The organism is Streptomyces sp. GLSS-08 (assembly GCF_056387915.1).
In genome coordinates this window covers 177,462-199,244 of record NZ_JBWJAQ010000011.1, presented here as the reverse complement: position 1 = coordinate 199,244, position 21,783 = coordinate 177,462, and the positions used below count along the sequence as shown (strand labels likewise).

General features: G+C 70.9%; 18 protein-coding genes. 16 read left to right on the top strand and 2 right to left on the bottom strand.

Annotated features, from left to right (window positions below):
* The first annotated feature begins 7 nt into the window (after window positions 1–7).
* From AC0ZLC_RS21285 to AC0ZLC_RS21270, 4 genes are all read left to right on the top strand, one after another.
* On the top strand, window positions 8–2,323 hold the full coding sequence (locus AC0ZLC_RS21285; protein ID WP_476753532.1) for a bifunctional polysaccharide deacetylase/glycosyltransferase family 2 protein: 2,316 nt from the start codon (window positions 8–10) through the stop codon (window positions 2,321–2,323).
* Window positions 2,320–3,768 carry an acyltransferase family protein gene (locus AC0ZLC_RS21280; RefSeq protein ID WP_476753531.1) on the top strand — a complete coding sequence of 483 codons (1,449 nt, stop codon included), beginning with the start codon at window positions 2,320–2,322 and terminating at the stop codon, window positions 3,766–3,768. Before AC0ZLC_RS21285 ends, AC0ZLC_RS21280 begins: the two co-directional genes overlap by 4 nt.
* A 73-nt stretch (window positions 3,769–3,841) precedes the next feature.
* Window positions 3,842–4,537, top strand: a complete 696-nt coding sequence (locus AC0ZLC_RS21275; protein WP_358850971.1) for a demethylmenaquinone methyltransferase — start codon at window positions 3,842–3,844, stop codon at window positions 4,535–4,537.
* A 144-nt stretch (window positions 4,538–4,681) separates the two neighbouring features.
* Complete coding sequence (locus AC0ZLC_RS21270; RefSeq protein WP_476753530.1) at window positions 4,682–7,180, top strand: zinc ribbon domain-containing protein; 2,499 nt, start codon at window positions 4,682–4,684, stop codon at window positions 7,178–7,180.
* 73 nt (window positions 7,181–7,253) lie between these two features.
* On the opposite strand, the gene AC0ZLC_RS21265 is transcribed toward AC0ZLC_RS21270, so the two are convergent.
* Entirely contained in the window at window positions 7,254–7,760 is a 507-nt protein-coding gene (locus AC0ZLC_RS21265) for a GNAT family N-acetyltransferase (RefSeq protein ID WP_476753529.1), read from the bottom strand.
* A 49-nt stretch (window positions 7,761–7,809) separates the two neighbouring features.
* Between AC0ZLC_RS21265 and AC0ZLC_RS21260 the strand changes: the two genes are divergently transcribed.
* Window positions 7,810–9,144: a geranylgeranyl reductase family protein gene (locus AC0ZLC_RS21260; protein WP_476753528.1), complete on the top strand. Its 1,335-nt coding sequence runs from the start codon at window positions 7,810–7,812 to the stop codon at window positions 9,142–9,144.
* 222 nt (window positions 9,145–9,366) lie between these two features.
* Here the strand turns inward: AC0ZLC_RS21260 and AC0ZLC_RS21255 are convergent, their stop codons facing one another.
* A complete protein-coding gene (locus AC0ZLC_RS21255) occupies window positions 9,367–10,197 on the bottom strand; it encodes a C40 family peptidase (RefSeq protein ID WP_476753527.1) in 831 nt (276 codons plus the stop codon).
* Between the two features lie 715 nt (window positions 10,198–10,912).
* Here AC0ZLC_RS21255 and AC0ZLC_RS21250 point away from each other — a divergent pair.
* From AC0ZLC_RS21250 to nuoK, 11 genes are read left to right on the top strand one after another with little or no spacing between them, the layout of a single operon-like run.
* Entirely contained in the window at window positions 10,913–11,272 is a 360-nt protein-coding gene (locus AC0ZLC_RS21250) for an NADH-quinone oxidoreductase subunit A (RefSeq protein WP_007383963.1), read from the top strand.
* A gap of 13 nt (window positions 11,273–11,285) precedes the next feature.
* Window positions 11,286–11,840 carry a NuoB/complex I 20 kDa subunit family protein gene (locus tag AC0ZLC_RS21245; protein WP_010041554.1) on the top strand — a complete coding sequence of 185 codons (555 nt, stop codon included), beginning with the start codon at window positions 11,286–11,288 and terminating at the stop codon, window positions 11,838–11,840.
* Window positions 11,837–12,583: an NADH-quinone oxidoreductase subunit C gene (locus tag AC0ZLC_RS21240; RefSeq protein WP_476753526.1), complete on the top strand. Its 747-nt coding sequence runs from the start codon at window positions 11,837–11,839 to the stop codon at window positions 12,581–12,583. Before AC0ZLC_RS21245 ends, AC0ZLC_RS21240 begins: the two co-directional genes overlap by 4 nt.
* A complete protein-coding gene (locus AC0ZLC_RS21235; protein WP_476753525.1) occupies window positions 12,580–13,920 on the top strand; it encodes an NADH-quinone oxidoreductase subunit D in 1,341 nt (446 codons plus the stop codon). The genes AC0ZLC_RS21240 and AC0ZLC_RS21235 overlap by 4 nt, the downstream gene beginning before the upstream one ends.
* A 29-nt stretch (window positions 13,921–13,949) precedes the next feature.
* On the top strand, window positions 13,950–14,783 hold the full coding sequence (gene nuoE, locus AC0ZLC_RS21230) for an NADH-quinone oxidoreductase subunit NuoE (RefSeq protein ID WP_476753601.1): 834 nt from the start codon (window positions 13,950–13,952) through the stop codon (window positions 14,781–14,783).
* Window positions 14,783–16,159: an NADH-quinone oxidoreductase subunit NuoF gene (gene nuoF / locus AC0ZLC_RS21225; protein WP_358850963.1), complete on the top strand. Its 1,377-nt coding sequence runs from the start codon at window positions 14,783–14,785 to the stop codon at window positions 16,157–16,159. The genes nuoE and nuoF overlap by 1 nt, the downstream gene beginning before the upstream one ends.
* On the top strand, window positions 16,156–18,660 hold the full coding sequence (locus AC0ZLC_RS21220; protein WP_476753524.1) for an NADH-quinone oxidoreductase subunit G: 2,505 nt from the start codon (window positions 16,156–16,158) through the stop codon (window positions 18,658–18,660). Before nuoF ends, AC0ZLC_RS21220 begins: the two co-directional genes overlap by 4 nt.
* Complete coding sequence (nuoH, locus tag AC0ZLC_RS21215) at window positions 18,657–20,030, top strand: NADH-quinone oxidoreductase subunit NuoH (RefSeq protein ID WP_476753523.1); 1,374 nt, start codon at window positions 18,657–18,659, stop codon at window positions 20,028–20,030. Before AC0ZLC_RS21220 ends, nuoH begins: the two co-directional genes overlap by 4 nt.
* On the top strand, window positions 20,023–20,664 hold the full coding sequence (gene nuoI, locus AC0ZLC_RS21210) for an NADH-quinone oxidoreductase subunit NuoI (RefSeq protein WP_476753522.1): 642 nt from the start codon (window positions 20,023–20,025) through the stop codon (window positions 20,662–20,664). The genes nuoH and nuoI overlap by 8 nt, the downstream gene beginning before the upstream one ends.
* Entirely contained in the window at window positions 20,661–21,476 is an 816-nt protein-coding gene (locus AC0ZLC_RS21205; RefSeq protein WP_476753521.1) for an NADH-quinone oxidoreductase subunit J, read from the top strand. Before nuoI ends, AC0ZLC_RS21205 begins: the two co-directional genes overlap by 4 nt.
* On the top strand, window positions 21,473–21,772 hold the full coding sequence (gene nuoK / locus AC0ZLC_RS21200) for an NADH-quinone oxidoreductase subunit NuoK (RefSeq protein ID WP_006133113.1): 300 nt from the start codon (window positions 21,473–21,475) through the stop codon (window positions 21,770–21,772). Before AC0ZLC_RS21205 ends, nuoK begins: the two co-directional genes overlap by 4 nt.
* Window positions 21,773–21,783: the final 11 nt, after the last annotated feature.

Below are 21,783 nucleotides of genomic sequence, written 5' to 3'. Positions count from 1 at the left end.
CACCCTCATGACTACGACGACGTCCTCGCGCGGTCGCCGACGCGCCCCCACCAGGATGGAGCGGGCGGCCGGCAAGGCCGCGGCCCTCCAGAAACCCCGCGTGATCCTCGCCCTGCTGATCCTGCTGGGCCTCATCAGCGTGATGCTGCTCGACGGCTATCTGCGCTCCGAGATCGGCAACGACGCACGGGTGCGCGACGGCGCGGCCTACGACAAGGTCCCCCAGAAGATCCTCGACGGCGGACCCCTGCTCACCTTCGACGGCGGCAGGGCGACGACCCGGTCGATGCCGGAGAAGACCATCGCGCTCACCTTCGACGACGGCCCTACCCCGACCTGGACGCCCGAGATTCTGAAGGTGCTGCAGGACAACGACGTCGAGGGCACCTTCTTCGTGGTCGGCTCGATGGTCACCCGCTACCCGGGTGTCGTGGACGACCTCGTCGACCAGGGCAACGAGGTCGGCATCCACACCTTCACCCACGTCGACCTCTCCTACCAGAGCACCGCCCGGCTCCGGCGCGAGCTCCAGCAGACGCAGCTCGCGCTGGCGGGCGCGGCCGGGATCACCACGACCCTGTTCCGCGCCCCGTACTCCTCGGAGATCAACGCCGTCGACAACTACAGCTGGCCCGTCTACAAGGAGGTCGGCGGCCTGGGCTACACCAGCGTCTTCGTCGACACCGACAGCGACGACTGGAAGAAGCCGGGCGTCTCGAAGATCGTCCAGTGGGCGACGCCGAAGAAGAACAAGGGCGCCGTCGTCCTCATGCACGACGCGGGCGGCGACCGCGCGCAGACGGTCGAGGCGCTGGACACGTACATCAAGAAGATGAAGGCGAAGGGCTACACCTTCACCACGGTCAGCGGCGCCCGGGCCGAACTCGCCCGGCAGAACGCGCAGAAGGACACCGGGCAGACCGGCGCGGCCGGGACCGGACCGCAGCCGTCCGGCGCTCCGCAGGGGCAGCAGAACCCGGGCGCGGGCGAAACGGCCGCCGCGAACGCGGAACAGGCGGCCCACCGCACGGCCTCCGGCGCCGTGCTCTACGAGGGCAGGGCCCTCGTCGCGGCGGTCGCGGTGGCCGAGTGGGTGGTGCCCGGCCTCGCCTGGTTCCTGGCCGTCGTGGGCGTCGCCGTCCTGGGACGTTTCGGAATGATGCTCGTCCTCGCCCGCCGCCATCACAGGCAGCGCAACAGGAAACGCGGCAGGGGCGGGAAGTTCAGCTGGGGTCCTGCGGTCACCCGGCCGGTGACCGTGATCGTGCCCGCCTACAACGAGAAGGAATGCATCGCCAACACCCTGAAATCACTGGCGAGAAGCACCCATCCGATCGAGATCGTCGTCGTCGACGACGGCTCGACCGACAACACCTCCGAGATCGCCGAGTCGCTCGGCATGCCGAACGTCCGCGTCATCCGGCAGGAGAACGCGGGCAAGCCGGCCGCGCTCAACAACGGTGTGCGCAACGCCCGTCACGACATCGTCGTGATGATGGACGGCGACACCGTCTTCGAACCGGACGCCGTGCACCAGCTCGTGCAGCCGTTCGCCGACCCGGAGATCGGCGCCGTCGCCGGCAACGCCAAGGTCGGCAACCGCGACACCCTGATCGGCGCCTGGCAGCACATCGAGTACGTGATGGGCTTCAACCTCGACCGCCGTATGTACGACCTGCTGCGCTGCATGCCCACCATCCCTGGCGCGATCGGCGCGTTCCGCAGGGACGCGGTGCTGGAGGTCGGCGGCATGAGCGAGGACACGCTCGCCGAGGACACCGACATCACCATCGCGATGCACCGGGCGGGCCGGCGGGTCGTCTACCAGGAGCACGCCAGGGCGTGGACGGAGGCGCCCGGCTCGCTCAAGCAGCTGTGGAGCCAGCGCTACCGCTGGAGCTACGGCACCATGCAGGCGCTGTGGAAGCACCGCAAGTCCCTGACGGACAAGGGGCCTTCGGGCCGCTTCGGCCGCGTGGGCATGCCGCTGGTCGTGCTCTTCCAGGTCTTCACGCCGGTCTTCGCCCCGCTCATCGACGTGTTCACCGTCTACTCGATGCTCTTCGTGGACTTCTGGGCGGCGCTGCTCGCCTGGCTGGCCGTCCTCGCCGTCCAGCTCGTCTGCGCGGCGTACGCGTTCCGGCTGGACCGGGAGAAGTACCGCTACCTCGCGATGCTGCCCCTCCAGCAGCTCGCGTACCGCCAGATGATGTACCTGGTCCTGATCCACTCCTGCGTCACGGCCCTCACCGGCGGCCGCCTCCGCTGGCAGAAGCTCAAGCGCACCGGTGAGGTCGGCACCCCGACGGGAGCGGGCCGATGAGCTGGGGCCCGGAGCAGCAGGGCCACGGGTACGACCACGGGTACCCGCAGCCCGGGCCGTACGCGCCGCCGCAGCCGTACGCGCCGCCTGTGCCGCCGGATCAGTACGCGCCGCCCGAGCCGTACGCGCAGCCCGCACCGCCGGATCAGTTCGCGCCGCCCGAGCCGTACGCGCCGCCTGTGCCGCCGGATCAGTACGCGCCGCCCGAGCCGCCCGAGCCGCCCGAGCCGTACGCGCACCCCGAGCCGCCGGATGCGTACGCGCAGCGGCCTTGGGAGTACCCGCAGGAGCCGGGGTACCCGGGGCATCCCGCTCCCGGGGAGCCGACGTCCGCGCCGGCCACCGCGCCGCCGGAGCCCGGCCCGGTCGCGGCCCCGCCCGCGGAGAACCGGGGGTCCGGACCGGCGGCGGCCGGCGGCCGGGACCGGTACTTCGACACGCTGCGGGCCGTCGCGCTGGTCCGCGTCGTGACGTACCACACCTTCGGCTGGGCCTGGGCGGGCATGGTGTTCCCGTCCATGGGCGTGATGTTCGCGCTCGCCGGCACCCTGATGGCCAAGTCCCTGGAACGGCCCGCGCTCCAGGTCGTCAGGAGCCGGGTGCGACGGCTGCTGCCGCCGTTCTGGTTCTGGGGCGCGTTCGTCGTGGTGGCGATGCTCGTCCACGGCTGGATGCCGGGCTGGCAGATCGTGTTCTGGGTGGTACCCCTCGGCGACCCGCCGGGCAACGCCTGGGGGCAGCAGGCCTGGGAGATCCTCTGGTACCTGCGCACGTACCTCTGGTTCGTCCTCCTGTCGCCGGTGCTGCTGCGGATCTTCCGCACGGCGCCCGTCGCGGTGCTGCTCCTGTCCCTCGCGCCGATCGTCGTGTTCCAGTACGCCTGGCAGCCGCCGGGCGACCGGTTCGGCGCCGCGCTGACGGACCTCGCCACCTATTCGTTCTGCTGGCTGTGCGGCTTCGCGCACCGCGAGGGCGTCCTCCAGCGGCTGAAACCGGCCGCGGTGGTCCTGCTGTCACTGGCCGCCCTGGTGTACGGCGGCTGGTACGCCCTCGCGCACCAGGCGGAGACCGGTACGTACGACCTGGACGACATCCCGCTCGCCCAGGCCTTCTGGTCGGCCGGGTTCGTGACCCTGCTGATGTACTTCAAGGCGTACTACGGCGTCGACTTCGCCCGGCTCGCCCGGTTCAGGCGGCTCGACCGGATCGTGACGGTCTTCAACGGGCGGGCGGTGACGATCTATCTCTGGCACGAGATCGCGCTGGTGCTGGCGGTCCCGCTGATCGACCAGTTCTGGAAGGTGCCCGCCTTCGAGGCGTATCTGCCGCTTCAGAGCCAGTGGTTCATGTTCGCCGTCGGCTGGGTGCTGGTCTGGATCGCGCTCCCGCTCGCGGGGTGGGTGGAGGACATGGCGGCGAAGAAGAAACCGAAGCTGCTGCCCTGAGCGGCGGCCTCTTGACCGGTGTACGGGGCCGGGCGCCCGGCACGAGCCCGGCCCGTACTGCCACAATGGGACCGTGACCCGCGCATCCCTGGACAAGCAGCCGCACGAAGTCGCCTCGATGTTCGACGACGTGGCGGAACGGTACGACCTGACGAACGACGTGCTGTCACTCGGCCAGGCCCGGCTCTGGCGCAAGGAGGTCGCGAAGGCGGTCGACGCCCGGCCCGCCCAGAAGATCCTGGACCTGGCCGCCGGCACCGCCACCTCCTCCCTCCCCTTCGCCCGCACCGGCGCCTACGTGGTGCCCTGCGACTTCTCGCTCGGCATGCTCCAGGTCGGCAAGCGGCGCAATCCCTGGCTGCCGCTGACGGCGGGCGACGCGACGAAGCTGCCCTTCAAGGACGACACCTTCGACGCGGTGACGATCTCCTTCGGGCTGCGCAACGTGCAGGACACGGACGCGGCACTGAGCGAGCTGTACCGGGTCACCAAGCCCGGCGGCCGGGTCGTGATCTGCGAGTTCTCGCATCCCACCTGGGCGCCCTTCCGGACGGTGTACACCGAGTACCTGATGCGGGCGCTGCCGCCGGTCGCCCGCTCGGTGTCCTCCAACCCCGACGCGTACGTCTATCTCGCCGAGTCCATCCGCGCCTGGCCCGACCAGCCCGCCCTCGCCGAACGCCTGCAGAAGGCTGGCTGGTCGAAGGTCGCCTGGCGGAACCTGACCGGCGGCGTCGTGGCCCTGCACCGGGGCCGCAAGCAGGGCTGACACGCCCGGCCGGCCGGCAGCGCGCCAATTCACCCGTACGAAGGGGGCGTTGTCCGGAACCGGTCAATGGGAAACTCGTGTCCGTTCCTTACGCCTGACTTCGTCCGGTCACGGCACGAGTTCTCTCATTGACGGAGCGTTCCCATGGCGTCGTACTGCCCGCACTGCGGAGCCCCCGCCCCCGACGAGGCGCGCTTCTGCATGACGTGCGGCCGGGAACGGGTCCCGGCGCCCGCCGCCGAGGTCCCATCGGCTCCGGAGGGCCCGGCCGCCCCCGGCGCCGCACCGGGGCAACCGGCCCTGCCGGGAAGGCCCCCGCAGCCGCCGCCCGCCCCGCCCGCCCCGGCGCCGGTGACCGCGCCCGGCACTCCGCCGCCGGGAGCCCTGCCGCCGGGGCCGCCGCCCCCGCCCGTCCACGCGCCCGTGCCCGCCGGGCCGTCCCCCTTCGGCGCCTTCCTCGGCCGCACCTTCCGGGGCGACTGGGCCGGGGCCGCGAAGGCCGCGCTCTGGCCGGTCGGACTGCTGCTGGTCACGGCCGTGGCGCTGGCGATCCCGTCCTACGGGCAGGACGACGAGGTGGTCGTCGGCTTCGCCGACCGGATGCGGATCGCCCTGGCGGTGCTGCTCCAGGCGCTCGGCGGCGGCTTCGAGGTGAAGGAGGCGTCCGACTCGGTGTTCGGGGGAGGGGACGGCGGCGGCTTCGCCTCCGAGTTCGGCGGCGGCGGACAGCTGTCGCTGATCCCGCTGACCGTCACCGCGCTGTGGATCGCCGCGTGCTACGCCGGCGTACGGATGCTGCGCACCCGGTCGGCCCCGCGGGCACCGCACGGCACGACCGCGGGCCTCGAAGCGGCCGTGCGGGTCGCGCTGCTGATGACCGGCGCCGTGTTCGTGACGGGGCTGTTCGCGCAGCCGACCGTCGCGGACGAGGTCGAGATCTCGACCTCGCCGTGGCTCGCCGCGCTCGGCGCGCTGCTGCTCGGCCTCGCCGTCGCCTGCGGGGTGCTGCACCGCGACGGTCTGAGCCAGTGGCTCGCCGCCCGGCCGGGCGCGCGGGCCTGCGTACGGGCGACGGGCACCGCGCTGCGTGCGCTCGCCGTCGTCCTGGTGCTCTGCGCCCTCGTCGTCCTCGTCTGCTACGCGCTGGGCGACGATCGCGGTGACACCTCCGACCTGGACGCTTCCGGAGTGTCGCCCTTCCTGATCGTGCTGCTCCTGCTGCCCAACCTGGCGGTGCTGGCCCTCGGCCTGTCCTGGGGCGCACCCGTCGAGGTGGAGGCCCGCGGAAGCACGCCCTACGGCGGCGGGTACGAGCACCAGGCCTTCGGCCTCTCCGAACTCGGCGACGCCGCCGACTCCTGGGCGGTCGTGGGCGCGCTGGCCCTCGGCCTGGTCTGCGCGCTCACCCTGGGGCTGTCGGCCGCACGGCGCTCGGCCGACCGGCGCGAGCGGCTGCTGGCGGCGGGGATCTTCTTCGGGCTGTTCCTGCTGCTGGCCGGGACCGGCGGCTTTCGTTTCGAGGTGGCGGGCGGCCCGTCCGAGGGGTCCGGCCACGGGTTCGGCTCCGGCTCCGGGGACGCCCTCACCGGCAGCTTCGGCATCGGGGTGAGCGTCCCTGACGCGCTGCTCCTCGGGCTGCTGTGGATCTTCGCCGCGGCGCTTCTCGCGCCATACCTCCTCCAGCTGGCCGGGGCGCGGACGGCGGTGATCGCACCGCCGGTCCCGCCTATGCCGAACACCCCCGCCGGACATCCGGCTCCCCGGCCGCACGCGTCCGCCGCCGGCGACCCCCACACCGTGCGGCTCGGACACGAGGCACCGGCCGCCCCCGCGCACGCTCCCGCCGCCCCTCCGCACGCTCCGGACTCGTCCCCCGTCCCCGCACCGCCGTACGCCCCCGCCCTCGCGCCCGCGTACAGCCCCGCCGCCCCGGCCGTCACCGCGAAGCCCCGGAGCCGGGCGATCGTCTGGGTGGTCACGCTCGTGGCCGCGTTCGCCGTCGGGGGCGGGGCCGCGGCCGGAGTGCTGGCCTGGCAGGACATGGAGTCGGACGGCACGTCGAACAAGGCACGGAGCAGGGCGACGCCCACGCCCGCATCCTCACCGACGGCCGACGGCCGCACTCCGTCCCCTGGGGTCACCGGCGACCCGGAGCCGTCCGGTGGACCCACGGAAGGGGCCGCGGCGGCCTCCGGACTCCCGGACGGCTACCACCGGCTGGCCGACCCGATGGGCTTCTCCTTCGCCGTCCCGGACGTGTGGGCACGCGAGGGCGTCAAGAACGGCACGCAGGTGACGTACGCGGGATCGACCGGCATCGAGCACCTCCAGGTCGGCGTGATCGCGAACGCCGGTTACACCTCGTACGACAACTTCGTGACCCTGGAGAAGACGGCGAAGCGGAAGGACACCGGCTACCACCGGATCAAGCTGGAGCGGAACACCTTCCAGGGGCGCGCGGGCGCGGTCTGGGAGTACACGTACACGGACGAGTCCGGCCGGACGGTCCACGCGAAGGACCAGGGCTACGTCGCCGACGACGGCACGGAGTACGCGATCATGATCGTCGGCCACGACGAGCTGTGGGAGGGCGACCTCGCCAAGACCTTCCAGGTCGCCCTCGAGTCCTGGGAACTCGCCTGAGCGTCGCCGCGAACGGGACGCCCGGTCCGTCCCGTTCGCGCACCGTGCGGTGGCGGTCACCGCACGGTGACCGTCACAGGGCCAGCCGGTAGCAGTGGGCCTCCTGCCGCGAGCGCGGGGTCGTGAACCGCTCGGCGAGTTCCATGCCCAGGCGGCCGGTCACCGCGATGGACCGCTCGTTGCGGGCGTGGACCAGGGCGACCACGCCCGGTACGCCCGCCGCGCGCAGCCGGTCGAGCGTGGTGCGCGCCGCGGCGGTGACGTACCCCTGCCCCCAGTGCCGCCGGCCGAGCCGCCAGCCGATCTCGATCTCCCCCGCCGGTCCCCACGGGTGCGGCCACGGCTGGGCGCCGGTGAAGCCGAGCACCTCGCCGTCGGCGCCGGTCACCGTCCACAGACAGAAGCCGTGTTCGGCGTCGTGCCGGCGCTGCCGCGCGGTGAGCTCCTCGTACACCGACAGTTCGGCCGCTCCGCCTCCGTGGAACTCCATCACCTCCGGGTCGGCGAAGATCCGGTGCCAGGCGAAGGCGTCCTCGTCGGTGGGCACGCGCAGCTGCACTGCGGGGAGAGCTCGGTTCACGGGGGGCAGCCCTTCATCCGGGTGATCAGTACCGCTGCATAGACTGCCCATGTCCCATGCCCGTCAGCACGCAGATTCCGAACCTTGGGGAGAACCCGCCGTGACCGAGCCCCTCTCCGAAAACACCGCCGATGTCATCGTCGTCGGGGCCGGGCCAGCCGGTTCCGCGACGGCGTACCACCTGGCGAAGGCCGGACTCGACGTCCTGCTGCTCGAGAAGACCGCGTTCCCGCGGGAGAAGGTGTGCGGTGACGGTCTGACCCCGCGTGCCACCAAGCAGCTCGTGTCGATGGGCATCGACATCTCGGAAGAAGCCGGCTGGCTGCGGAACAAGGGCCTCCGCATCATCGGCGGCGGGGTCCGGCTCCAGCTCGACTGGCCGGATCTCGCCTCCTTCCCCGACTACGGACTCGTCCGCAAGCGGGACGACTTCGACGAGCAGCTGGCCCGGCAGGCGCAGAAGGCGGGAGCGCGGCTGTACGAGCGCTGCAACGTCGGTGCCCCGGTCCTCGACGACCGCACGGGCCGCATCACGGGCGTGCACGCCAGGCTCGGCGAGGAGAAGCGCGAGGTCACCTTCCACGCACCGCTGGTCGTCGCGGCCGACGGCAACTCCACCCGGCTGTCCCTCGCGATGGGCCTGCACCGCCGCGAGGACCGCCCGATGGGCGTCGCCGTCCGTACGTACTTCACCAGCCCCCGGCACGAGGACGACTACCTGGAGTCCTGGCTGGAGCTGTGGGACCGCCGGGGCGCCGAGGACCGCCTGCTGCCGGGCTACGGCTGGATCTTCGGCATGGGCGACGGCACCTCCAATGTCGGCCTCGGCGTCCTGAACACCTCCGACTCCTTCAAGGAGCTGGACTGGCGCGAGGTCCTGAAGGCGTGGTGCGCCTCGATGCCGGAGGACTGGGGCTACACCCCGGAGAACATGACCGGCCCGATCCGCGGCGCCGCCCTCCCCATGGCCTTCAACCGCCAGCCCCACTACACCAAGGGCCTGCTGCTCGTCGGTGACGCGGGCGGCCTGGTGAACCCGTTCAACGGCGAGGGCATCGCCTACGCCATGGAGTCCGGCCAGATCGCCGCCGACGTCATCGTCCAGGCGCACGCGCGGTCGACCCCGGCCCAGCGCGAACTGGCGCTCCAGCGCTACCCGCGCGTCCTGAAGGACACCTACGGCGGCTACTACACCCTGGGCCGCGCCTTCGTGAAGCTCATCGGCAACCCGAAGGTCATGAAGATCGCGACCCAGCGCGGCCTCAGCCACCCGATGCTGATGAAGTTCACGCTCAAGATGCTGGCCAACCTCACCGACCCGACGGGCGGCGACGCGATGGACCGGATCATCAACGGCCTGTCGAAGGTCGCGCCGAAGGCGTGACGCAGGGCTGAGCCGGGGCGGCTGCGGGCGCGGGCCGCCCACAGGGCCCAGGGGACGGTGTACGCCCGGGAGGGCACCCGTCCCCTTCGTCGGCTCCGGGAGCGGCTGAGGGCCCGCTGAGGGCCGTCTGAGGCCCATGAGGCGGCTGTGCCGGGCGGGGCGGACGCGCGCGAGGGCCACCCTCCCGCCCGGAAGGTGGCCCTCGGCGCACGCGTGATCGGGTTACAGCACCCGCACCGCTCCGGTGGCCGGGTAGCCCGAAAGGTCCTGGATCACCACGCCCTTGGAGGGGTTGGCGGCGTCCAGGTACTGGCCGTTGCCGATGTACACGCCGACGTGGTACGCCGAGCCGGCCGAACCCCAGTACAGGATGTCCCCCACCTGCACGCTGGAGAGCGGGACGGGCGTACCTGCGGTCGACTGGGCCTCCGAGACGCGCGGCAGGTCGACGCCGACCTGCTTGAACGCGGCCTGGACGAGCCCGGAGCAGTCCCAGGCGTTGGGGCCGGTGCCGCCCATGACGTAGGCGTCACCGACCTGCGCCTTCAGGAAGGCGATGACCGTGCCGACACTGCCACTGGCCGCCGGAACGGGGGCGTCCGCGGTCGCGGGCGCCGCGAGGGTGGTGCGCTGGGACGACCGCGAGGCCGCCTGGGTGGCGGCGGCCTTGCGCTCGGCCTCCGCCTTCTTCCTGGCCTCCGCCTTCTTCTTGGCCTCGGCCAGGTCGGCCTTGGCCTGCTTGGCCGCCTTGGCTGCGGCCGCGTCGCGCTCCGCCTGCAGCTCGTAGTTCGCCGCGGCCTGCTGGGTGGCGTCCGCGGACTGCGCGACCTGGGTGGCCAGATCGGCCGTCAGGGTCGGCAGTTCGAGGGTCTGCGTCACGGGCTCGGCGGCCTGCGCCGCACCCGACGCCCCGGCCACGGCCAGGGTGCTGAGAACGCCACCGGCAACTCCGGCGCGCATCGCGAGACTCGACGCGTTGCGGCGGGGCTTCCGGTGGCTGCGTATGTGAGCGGTGTGGGACATGGGTACAACCGGTACCAGGGGCTCCTCCATACCTTCAAGAAACGTGTGGTGCGCCACAGTTGTTCAATGGGAGCCCGAATCTCGGGCGCGTCGCCGCCTATTGACGCCGTAACGGGCATTGTGGGCGAAGTTGATCACAGCTGTGATCATGGGTTATCCGAATTACGCCCGAATTGCCCCGCGCCTACCACTGGTTGAGGCCAGTGGCCAAGCCCCGCTTTTTCGGAGCCTGCCCCGGTGTGGCGCACGTCACGGAACGGCGGCCTCGGCGAGCGCGTCCCGCGCGGGAGTCGCGACGGCCTCCGGCTCGTGAACGGGTGCACGTGTCCACATCCGTCCGCCCCGGTCCCCCTGATGTGTGAACGGGCCCCTTTATCAAGGGATCTGGTCCAGCGCCAATTTGCCCGCCACGCCCGTGGCTTGATAATGCGCCAACGCTCCGACCAGCGGTGACGAGTGAAAATGTCACCTCTTGGTGATCACTCGACTGCTTCGCGTACGAAGATCACCGCTCATCCGACTTCATGATCCTTCGCCTGGTGGTGGAGATCACAAAGTACTTGGTGACCCCCGTGTCGCAGATCACAGACCGGCAGGCATAAGATGCGGGGCAGTTGGGCTTGTGACCTGCTTCACATGTACGCGATCTTCGTCGGGACGCACGGGGTTCGTGGGACAGGTGGGGCGGGAGGCTCGTCCGACGCAACCGCCAGCAGTCAGTGCCGACTGAGAGGAGCGAGGAGCGGTGAACGCGTATGCGCCCATCCTCGTACTGGGAGCCCTCGGGGCAGGCTTTGCGATCTTCTCCGTGGTCATGGCCACGCTGATCGGTCCGAAGCGGTACAACCGCGCCAAGCTCGAGGCATACGAGTGCGGCATCGAGCCGACCCCCACGCCGGCCGGCGGCGGGCGCTTCCCCATCAAGTACTACCTGACGGCGATGCTCTTCATCGTCTTCGACATCGAGATCGTCTTCCTCTACCCCTGGGCCGTCACCTTCGACGCCCTGGGTGTTTTCGGGCTCGTGGAGATGCTGCTCTTCGTGCTCACCGTCTTTGTCGCGTACGCGTACGTATGGCGGCGCGGCGGCTTGGAATGGGACTGAGGGGCCTTAAGCCATGGGACTCGAAGAAAAGCTGCCGAGCGGCTTCCTGCTGACCACCGTCGAGCAGGCCGCGGGCTGGGTGCGCAAGTCGTCCGTCTTCCCGGCCACGTTCGGACTCGCCTGCTGCGCCATCGAGATGATGACGACCGGCGCGGGCCGCTACGACCTGGCCCGCTTCGGCATGGAGGTCTTCCGCGGATCACCGCGCCAGGCCGACCTGATGATCGTCGCCGGACGGGTCAGCCAGAAGATGGCGCCGGTGCTGCGGCAGGTCTACGACCAGATGCCGAACCCGAAGTGGGTGATCTCCATGGGGGTCTGCGCCTCGTCGGGCGGCATGTTCAACAACTACGCCATCGTGCAGGGCGTCGACCACATCGTCCCGGTCGACATCTATCTGCCCGGCTGCCCGCCGCGGCCCGAGATGCTGATGGACGCGATCCTCAAGCTCCACCAGAAGATCCAGACCTCCAAGCTCGGCGTGAACGCCGAGGAGGCGGCCCGCGAGGCGGAGGAAGCGGCACTGAAGGCGCTTCCCACCATCGAGATGAAGGGCCTGCTGAGGTGAGCGACGCGAACGGCGCCGGCAACGGCGTGAACCCGGAGAAGGACCTCGGCGCGTCCAACCTGCCCGGTCAGCGCGGCGACCAGGGCGAGGAGATCCGCGTCCAGCGCGGCATGTTCGGCGCGAACAACGGCGGCGACACCTCCGGCTACGGCGGGCTGGTCCGCTCGATCCGGCTGCCCGGCCCGGCCACCCGCCCCTACGGCGGCTGGTTCGACGAGGTCGCCGACGAGCTGGAGGGCGCCCTGGAGGAACAGGGACTCGTCCCCGAGAACGCGATCGGCAGCACGGTCGTCGACCGGGGTGAGCTGACCTTCCACATCGAGCGCGAGCACCTGCTGCGCGTGGCCCGGACCCTGCGCGACGACCCGGCCCTGCGCTTCGAGCTGTGCACCGGCGTCTGTGGCGTGCACTACCCCGAGGACAAGGGCCGCGAGCTGCACGCCGTCTACCACCTGCGCTCGATCACCCACAACCGGCTGATCCGCCTCGAAGTCAGCGCCCCGGACGCCGATCCGCACGTCCCCTCGCTGGTCTCCGTCTACCCGACGAACGACTGGCACGAGCGCGAGACGTACGACTTCTTCGGGCTGGTCTTCGACGGTCACCCGGCGCTGACGCGGATCATGATGCCGGACGACTGGCCGGGCTTCCCGCAGCGCAAGGACTATCCCCTCGGCGGCATCCCCGTCGAGTACAAGGGCGCCCAGATCCCGGCTCCGGACCAGCGGAGGTCGTACTCGTGAGCACGCAGACCCCTTCCGGGGCATCAGCCGCCTCCCCCCGCGAAACCACCGAGGGGACCGTCTACACGGTCACCGGCGGGGACTGGGACGAGATCGCCCGGGCCGCGGCCAAGTCCGACGACGAGCGCATCATCGTCAACATGGGGCCGCAGCACCCCTCCACGCACGGCGTGCTCCGGCTCATCCTGGAGATCGACGGCGAGACGGTCACCGAGGCCCGCTGCGGCATCGGCTACCTGCACACCGGCATCGAGAAGAACCTCGAGTACCGGACGTGGACGCAGGGCACCACGTTCGTGACGCGCATGGACTACCTGACGCCGTTCTTCAACGAGACGGCGTACTGCCTGGCGGTCGAGAAGCTCCTCGGCATCGAGGACCAGATCCCCGACCGCGCCTCGGTCATCCGGGTGCTCCTGATGGAGCTGAACCGGATCTCCTCCCACCTGGTGTGCATCGCCACCGGCGGCATGGAGCTGGGCGCGACCACGATCATGATCTACGGCTTCCGTGACCGCGAACTCATCCTCGACATCTACGAGCTGATCACCGGCCTGCGGATGAACCACGCGTACATCCGCCCCGGCGGACTCGCCCAGGACCTGCCGCCCGGCGCGGTGGACCAGATCCGTGAGTTCGTGAAGAAGATGCACAGGAACCTTCCCGAGTACGACAAGCTCGCCACCGGGAACCCCATCTTCAAGGCCCGTATGCAGGACGTCGGCTATCTCGACCTGGCCGGCTGCATGGCCCTCGGCGTCACCGGCCCGGTGCTGCGCTCGGCGGGCCTGCCGCACGACCAGCGCAAGGCCCAGCCGTACTGCGGCTACGAGACCTACGACTTCGAGGTCCCGACCGCCGACACCTGCGACTCCTACGGGCGGTTCCTGATCCGCCTCGAGGAGATGCGCCAGTCCCTGCGGATCGTCGAGCAGTGCCTGGACCGGCTCCAGCCCGGCCCGGTCATGGTCGCCGACAAGAAGATCGCCTGGCCCGCCCAGCTCGCGCTCGGCCCCGACGGTCTCGGCAACTCGCTCGACCACATCAAGAAGATCATGGGCACCTCCATGGAGGCCCTCATCCACCACTTCAAGCTGGTGACCGAGGGCTTCCGCGTCCCGCCGGGACAGACGTACGCGGCCGTCGAGTCGCCCAGGGGCGAGCTGGGCGTGCACGCCGTGTCCGACGGAGGCACCCGCCCCTACCGGGTCCACTACCGCGACCCGTCCTTCACCAACCTCCAGGCCATGGCGGCGATGTGCGAGGGCGGCCAGGTCGCCGACGTCATCGTCGCCGTCGCGTCCATCGACCCCGTGATGGGAGGCGTCGACCGGTGACCACCACTCCCGAGGGCGTCAGCCTGGGCATGCCGCAACTGCCCGCGCCCGACTACCCGGACGACGTCCGGGCCCGGCTCGAGACCGACGCGCGAGAGATCATCGCCCGCTACCCGGACTCCCGGTCCGCGCTCCTGCCGCTGCTGCACCTCGTGCAGTCGGAGGAGGGCCACGTCACGCGTACCGGACAGCGGTTCTGCGCCGACGTGCTCGGCCTGACCACCGCCGAGGTCACCGCGGTCGCCACCTTCTACTCCATGTACCGCCGCAAGCCGAGCGGCGACTACCAGGTGGGCGTCTGCACCAACACCCTGTGCGCGGTGATGGGCGGTGACGCGATCTTCGAGGCCCTCCAGGACCACCTGGGCGTCGGCAACGGCGGGACCACCGACGACGGCAAGGTCACCCTGGAGCACATCGAGTGCAACGCGGCCTGCGACTTCGCCCCGGTCGTGATGGTCAACTGGGAGTTCTTCGACAACCAGACCGTCGCCTCCGCCAAGCGCCTCGTCGACGACCTGCGCACCGGAGCACAGGTCGAGCCCACCCGCGGCGCCCCCCTCTGCACGTTCAAGGACACCGCCCGGATCCTGGCGGGCTTCCCCGACGAGCGGGACGGCGCCGTGGAGGCCGGCGGCAGCGCGGGCCCCGCGTCACTGACCGGCCTGCGGCTGGCCAAGGGCGAGACCGGCGCCGCCCGCGTGGTGCACCCGCGGGGCTCCGGCGGATCCGGCGGACCCCAGGACGGAACCCCGCACGAGCCGTCGCCGTCCGAACACCTCAGCTCGCACGACGCGCCGCAGGACACGTCGGCCTCCGACCCGGCCCACCCGGCGGGTCCTGTCGCCGAGGAGGGGGAGTGATGACCTTGTCCACTCAGTACGGAGGCACCTCCCAGCCCGAGGCAGGCGGCGGGAGCAGCCCCGAGAAGCTCCTCGCCCCCGTGCTGTCGGCCTTCTGGGACGAGGAGAAGTCCTGGACGCTGGACGTCTACCGCCGGCACGACGGGTACGAGGGGCTGCGCAAGGCGCTCGCCATGTCCCCGGACGACCTCATCGCGTACGTCAAGGACTCCGGTCTGCGCGGCCGCGGCGGCGCCGGATTCCCCACCGGGATGAAGTGGCAGTTCATCCCCCAGGGGGACGGCAAGCCGCACTACCTGGTCGTCAACGCCGACGAGTCGGAGCCGGGGACCTGCAAGGACATCCCGCTCCTGTACGCGAACCCGCACAGCCTCATCGAGGGCATCGTCATCGCCTGCTACGCGATCCGGTCCTCGCACGCCTTCATCTATCTGCGCGGCGAGGTCGTCCCCGTGCTGCGGCGGCTGCACGAGGCCGTCCGCGAGGCCTACGCCGCCGGGTACCTCGGCGAGAACATCCTGGGCAGCGGACTCGACCTCGAACTCACCGTCCACGCGGGCGCGGGCGCGTACATCTGCGGTGAGGAGACCGCGCTGCTCGACTCGCTCGAAGGCCGCCGCGGCCAGCCGCGACTGCGTCCCCCCTTCCCGGCCGTCGCGGGTCTCTACGCGTGCCCCACCGTCGTGAACAACGTCGAGTCGATCGCGTCGGTTCCCGCCATCCTGCACAAGGGCAAGGAGTGGTTCCGGTCGATGGGCAGCGAGAAGTCCCCGGGCTTCACGCTGTACTCGCTCAGCGGCCACGTCGCGAGCCCCGGCCAGTACGAGGCGCCGCTCGGCATCACCCTGCGCCAGCTCCTCGACATGAGCGGCGGGATGCGCCCCGGACACCGGCTGAAGTTCTGGACACCGGGCGGCTCCTCGACCCCGATGTTCACCGACGAGCACCTCGACGTCCCACTGGACTACGAGGGCGTCGGCGCCGCCGGCTCCATGCTCGGCACCAAGGCGCTCCAGTGCTTCGACGAGACCACCTGCGTCGTCCGGGCCGTCACCCGCTGGACCGAGTTCTACGCCCATGAGTCCTGCGGCAAGTGCACCCCGTGCCGGGAGGGCACGTACTGGCTCGTGCAGTTGCTGCGCGACATCGAGGCCGGCAAGGGCGCCATGTCCGACCTCGACAAGCTGAACGACATCGCCGACAACATCAACGGCAAGTCCTTCTGCGCCCTCGGCGACGGCGCCGCCTCACCGATCTTCTCCTCGCTCAAGTACTTCCGCGAGGAGTACGAGCAGCACATCACCGGCCGGGGCTGCCCCTTCGACCCGGCCAAGTCGACCGCCTGGGCGGACAAGCACACGGAGGTGAACGCATGACAGTGACCACCAGCGCTCCCTCCGGAGGCGGCGAGGCGGCGATCCCGCCGGAGGACCTGGTCTCCCTGACCATCGACGGCGTGGAGATCAGCGTGCCCAAGGGCACCCTGGTCATCCGGGCCGCCGAACAGCTCGGCATCGAGATCCCCCGGTTCTGCGACCACCCCCTCCTCGCCCCGGCCGGCGCCTGCCGCCAGTGCATCGTCGAGGTAGAGGGCCAGCGCAAGCCCATGGCGTCCTGCACGATCACCTGCACCGACGGGATGGTCGTCAAGACGCACCTCACCTCGCCCGTCGCCGAGAAGGCCCAGCACGGGGTGATGGAGCTGCTGCTCATCAACCACCCGCTGGACTGCCCGGTCTGCGACAAGGGCGGCGAGTGCCCGCTGCAGAACCAGGCCATGTCCCACGGACAGGCCGAGTCCCGCTTCGAGGGCAGGAAGCGGACGTACGAGAAGCCGGTCCCGATCTCCACCCAGGTGCTGCTCGACCGCGAGCGGTGCGTGCTGTGCGCGCGCTGCACCCGCTTCTCCAACCAGATCGCGGGCGACCCGATGATCGAGCTGATCGAGCGGGGCGCGCTCCAGCAGGTCGGCACCGGCGACGGCGACCCCTTCGAGTCGTACTTCTCCGGGAACACGATCCAGATCTGCCCGGTGGGCGCGCTGACGTCGGCCGCCTACCGCTTCCGCTCCCGCCCCTTCGACCTGATCTCCTCGCCGTCCGTGTGCGAGCACTGCTCCGGCGGCTGCGCGACGCGCACCGACCACCGGCGCGGCAAGGTCATGCGGCGCCTGGCCGCCGACGACCCCGAGGTCAACGAGGAGTGGATCTGCGACAAGGGCCGGTTCGGATTCCGGTACGCGCAGCGGCCCGACCGCATCACCACCCCCCTGGTGCGCGGCGCCTCCGGCGAGCTGGAGCCCGCGTCCTGGCCGGAGGCGCTGGAGGCGGCGGCGCGCGGACTGTCGGCCGCCCGGGGCCGGGCCGGCGTGCTGACCGGCGGCCGGCTCACCGTCGAGGACGCCTACGCGTACAGCAAGTTCGCGCGCGTGGCCCTCGACACGAACGACATCGACTTCCGCGCGCGCGTGCACAGCGGCGAGGAAGCCGACTTCCTGGCGGCCCGCGTCGCCGGACGCGGGCGGGATCTCGACGGCACGGGTGTCACCTACACCTCGCTGGAGAAGGCACCCGCCGTCCTGCTCGCGGGCTTCGAGTCCGAGGAGGAGGCACCCGGCGTCTTCCTGCGGCTGCGCAAGGCCTGGCGGGGACACGGCCAGCGGACCTTCGCGCTCGCCACGCACGCCACCCGCGGCCTGGAGAAGGCGGGCGGCACGCTGCTGCCCGCCGCGCCCGGCACCGAGACCGAGTGGCTCGACGCCCTCGCCGACGGCTCCGGCCTCGAGGGCGACGGCGCACTGGCCGCCGAGGCGCTGCGCACCGAGGGCGCGGTCATCGCGGTCGGCGAGCGGCTCGCCGCCGTCGCGGGCGGCCTCACCGCGGCCGTCCGGGCCGCGGCCGCGACCGGCGCCCGGCTGGTGTGGATCCCGCGCCGGGCCGGGGAGCGCGGCGCGATCGAGGCGGGCGCGCTGCCGTCGCTGCTGCCGGGCGGCCGGCCGGCCACCGACCCGCGCGCGCGGGACGAGGTCGCGGCCGCCTGGGGCGTCGCCGAGCTCCCGCACCGCCATGGCCGTGACACGGGGCAGATCGTCGACGCCGCGGCCGGCGGTGAGCTGCAGGCCCTGCTGGTGGCCGGCGTCGAGGTCAACGACCTCCCGGACCCGGTACGCGCGCGTGCGGCACTCGCCGAGGTGCGCTTCCTGGTGTCGCTCGAACTGCGCCCGAGCGAGGTCACCGACCACGCGGACGTCGTCCTGCCGGTCGCGGCGGTCGCCGAGAAGGCGGGCACGTTCCTCAACTGGGAGGGCAGGGCCCGGCTCTTCGAGGCGGCGCTCAAGCCCGACCAGATGACCCGCCGGCTGGCGCCCACCGACGCGCGCGTCCTGCAGATGCTGGCCGACGCCATGGACGTCCACCTCGGGCTGCCGGACCTGCGCACCGCGCGCGCCGAGCTGGACCGGCTCGGCGCCTGGGACGGGCCGCGGGCCACCGACCCGCTGGAGACGGCGGCCCTGCTGCCGCGGCCCGCCGCCGGGGAGGCCGTGCTCGCGGGCCACCGGCTGCTGCTCGACCTGGGCCGCCTCCAGGAGGGCGACGAGGCGCTCGCCGGGACCCGGCACGCCGCACACGCGCGTGTGTCGGCCGCGACGGCCGCCGAGGCGGGCGTCGCGGAGGGCGGCCTCCTCGCCGTCACCGGACCCTCCGGAGTCGTGGAACTCCCGCTGCGGATGACCGAGATGCCCGACCGTGTGGTCTGGCTCCCGCTGAACTCCACCGGCGGGGGCGTCGCCTCCGACACCGGGGCGCTGCCCGGCGCACTCGTCCACATCGGCCCGGCGACGCTCGCCGCCGAGGCCCCCAAGGAGGTGGAGGCATGACTCCGTACCTCGCCGCTGAAGACCTGTCGATGTTCGGCCGCGACCCCTGGTGGCTGGTCGTCGTCAAGGCGGTCTTCTGCTTCGCCTTCCTGATGATCACCGTGCTCTTCTCCATCGTGTGGGAGCGCAAGGTCGTCGCCTGGATGCAGCTGCGCATCGGCCCCAACCGGCACGGCCCCTGGGGCATGCTCCAGTCGCTCGCCGACGGCATCAAGCTGATGCTCAAGGAAGACCTCGTCGTCAAACGCGCGGACAAGGTGGTCTACGTCCTCGCGCCGGTCGTCGCCGCCATCCCGGCGTTCATGGCGATCGCGGTGATCCCCTTCGGGCCCGCGGGCAACGAGATCTCGATCTTCGGCCAACGCACCACGATGCAGCTCACCGACCTGCCGATCGCGATGCTCTACATCCTCGCGGTCGCCTCGGTGGGCATCTACGGGATCGTGCTCGCGGGGTGGTCCTCGGGATCGACGTATCCGCTGCTCGGCGGTCTGCGTTCGTGCGCCCAGATGATCTCGTACGAGATCGCCATGGGCGCCGCGTTCGCCTCGGTCTTCCTGTACTCCGGTTCGATGTCGACGTCGACGATCGTCGAACAGCAGCACGACCGCTGGTTCATCGTGCTGCTGCCGGTCTCCTTCGTGATCTACGTCGTGACGATGATCGGTGAGACCAACCGGGCCCCGTTCGACATGCCGGAGTCCGAGGGCGACCTGGTCGGCGGCTTCAACACCGAGTACTCGTCGATCAAGTTCGCGATGTTCATGCTCGCCGAGTACGTGAACATGGTGACGGTCTCGGCCGTCACCGCGACGCTGTTCCTGGGCGGCTGGCGGGCCCCCTGGCCGGTCAGCACCTTCTGGGAGGGCGCCAACCACGGCTGGTGGCCGATGCTCTGGTTCACGGTGAAGGTGCAGCTGCTGCTGTTCTTCTTCATCTGGCTGCGCGGCACCCTCCCGCGGGTGCGCTACGACCAGCTGATGAAGCTCGGCTGGAAGGTCCTGATCCCGGTCTCCGTGGTCTGGCTGATGCTCGTCGCGACCGTACGGACCCTGCGCAACGAGAACTACGACTTCGCCGACATCGCCCTGTACGTGGGCGGCGGTGTCCTTGTCCTGCTGCTGCTCTCGTTCGTGGCGGACGTCTTCCGCGACCGGGGCGCCGAGGAGCAGGAGGCGAAGGCCGAGCCCGTCGCCTTCGACCCGATGGCCGGCGGATTCCCCGTGCCGCCGCTGCCCGGCCAGGAACTGCCGCCGGTTCCGCGGCGCCGCCCGCGCCAGCGGGAGTTGATTGTCAGTGGTGGGTCCGATACTGCGAGTGACGGATCACTTGGCGGGACTCGTGACGGAAAGGAGGGGTCCGATGGCTGAGGAGCCGAAGGAGACCAAACCCGGTTTCCAGAACCCCGTCGCCGGCTTCGGCGTGACGTTCAAGGCCATGTTCAAGAAGCGGCTGACCGAGCAGTATCCGGAGCAGCCGAAGACCACCGCTCCGCGGTTCCACGGCCGGCACCAGCTCAACCGCCATCCGGACGGCCTGGAGAAGTGCGTCGGCTGCGAGCTGTGCGCCTGGGCCTGCCCCGCCGACGCCATCTACGTGGAAGGCGCCGACAACACCGACGAGGAGCGCTACTCGCCGGGCGAGCGGTACGGCCGCGTCTACCAGATCAACTACGCCCGCTGCATCCTGTGCGGCCTGTGCATCGAGGCGTGCCCCACGCGCGCGCTGACGATGACGAACGAGTTCGAGCTGGCCGACAGCAGCCGCGCCAACCTCATCTACACCAAGGAGCAGCTGCTCGCCGGACTCGAGGAGGGCATGGTCGACAGCCCGCACTCGATCTTCCCCGGCACGGACGAGCAGGACTACTACCGGGGACTGGTCACCGAGGCCGCACCCGGTACGGAGCGCCAGGTGGCCGTCTCCCGCGGCGAGGTGCCGCAGGAGGCCGCCTCCACCTTCGGCGCGGACGAGCCGGCGTCGGAGAAGGTGATCCGCCCATGATGCCTCTCGCCGCCTACTCCACCTCCACCGGAGAGGCCTTCCAGTTCTGGGTGCTGGGCACCGTCGCCGTGCTCGGCGCCCTGTGCACCGTCTTCATGAAGAAGGCCGTGCACAGCGCGCTCTGCCTCGCCGGGACCATGATCATCCTGGCGGTGTTCTACCTCGCCAACGGGGCGTACTTCCTGGGCGTCGTGCAGATCGTCGTCTACACCGGCGCGATCATGATGCTGTTCCTCTTCGTGGTCATGCTCGTCGGTGTCACCGCGGCGGACTCTGTGAAGGAGACCATCAAGGGCCAGCGCTGGCTGGCCCTGATGTGCGGCCTCGGCTTCGGCATCCTGCTCTTCGCGGGCATCGGGAACGCCTCCGTCAAGGACTTCAACGGCCTCGCCGAGGCCAACGCGAACGGCAACGTGGAAGGCCTCGCCTCCCTCATCTTCACGAAGTACGTGTTCGCCTTCGAGATCACCGGCGCGCTGCTCATCACGGCCACCATCGGCGCCATGGTGCTCACGCACCGCGAGCGCACCGAGCGGGCCAGGACCCAGCGCGAGATGTCCGAGGAGCGCGTCCGCGCGGGCAAGCACCTGCCGCCGCTGCCGGCGCCCGGTGTCTACGCCCGGCACAACGCGGTGGACATCGCGGGCCTGCTGCCCGACGGCACCCCGTCCGAGCTGACGGTCAACAAGACGCTGCGGGACCGCGGCCAGATCCGGGACGTGTCGACCGACGCGCTGAACGACCTGAAGGCCCTGGAGCAGCGTGCCGAAGAGCGCCTGGAGCGCACGAAGACAGGGGAGGGGCCCAAGTGAACCCGGTCAACTACCTGTATCTCGCCGCCCTGTTGTTCACGATCGGCGCCACCGGCGTGCTCATCAGGCGCAACGCGATCGTGGTGTTCATGTGCGTCGAGCTGATGCTCAACGCCTGCAACCTCGCGTTCGTCGCCTTCTCCCGGCTGCACGGCAATCTCGACGGCCAGATCATCGCCTTCTTCACGATGGTCGTCGCCGCCGCGGAGGTCGTGGTCGGGCTCGCGATCATCGTGTCGCTGTTCCGTTCCCGCCACTCGGCCTCGGTCGACGACGCCAGCCTGATGAAGCTGTAAGGGGTCGCTGA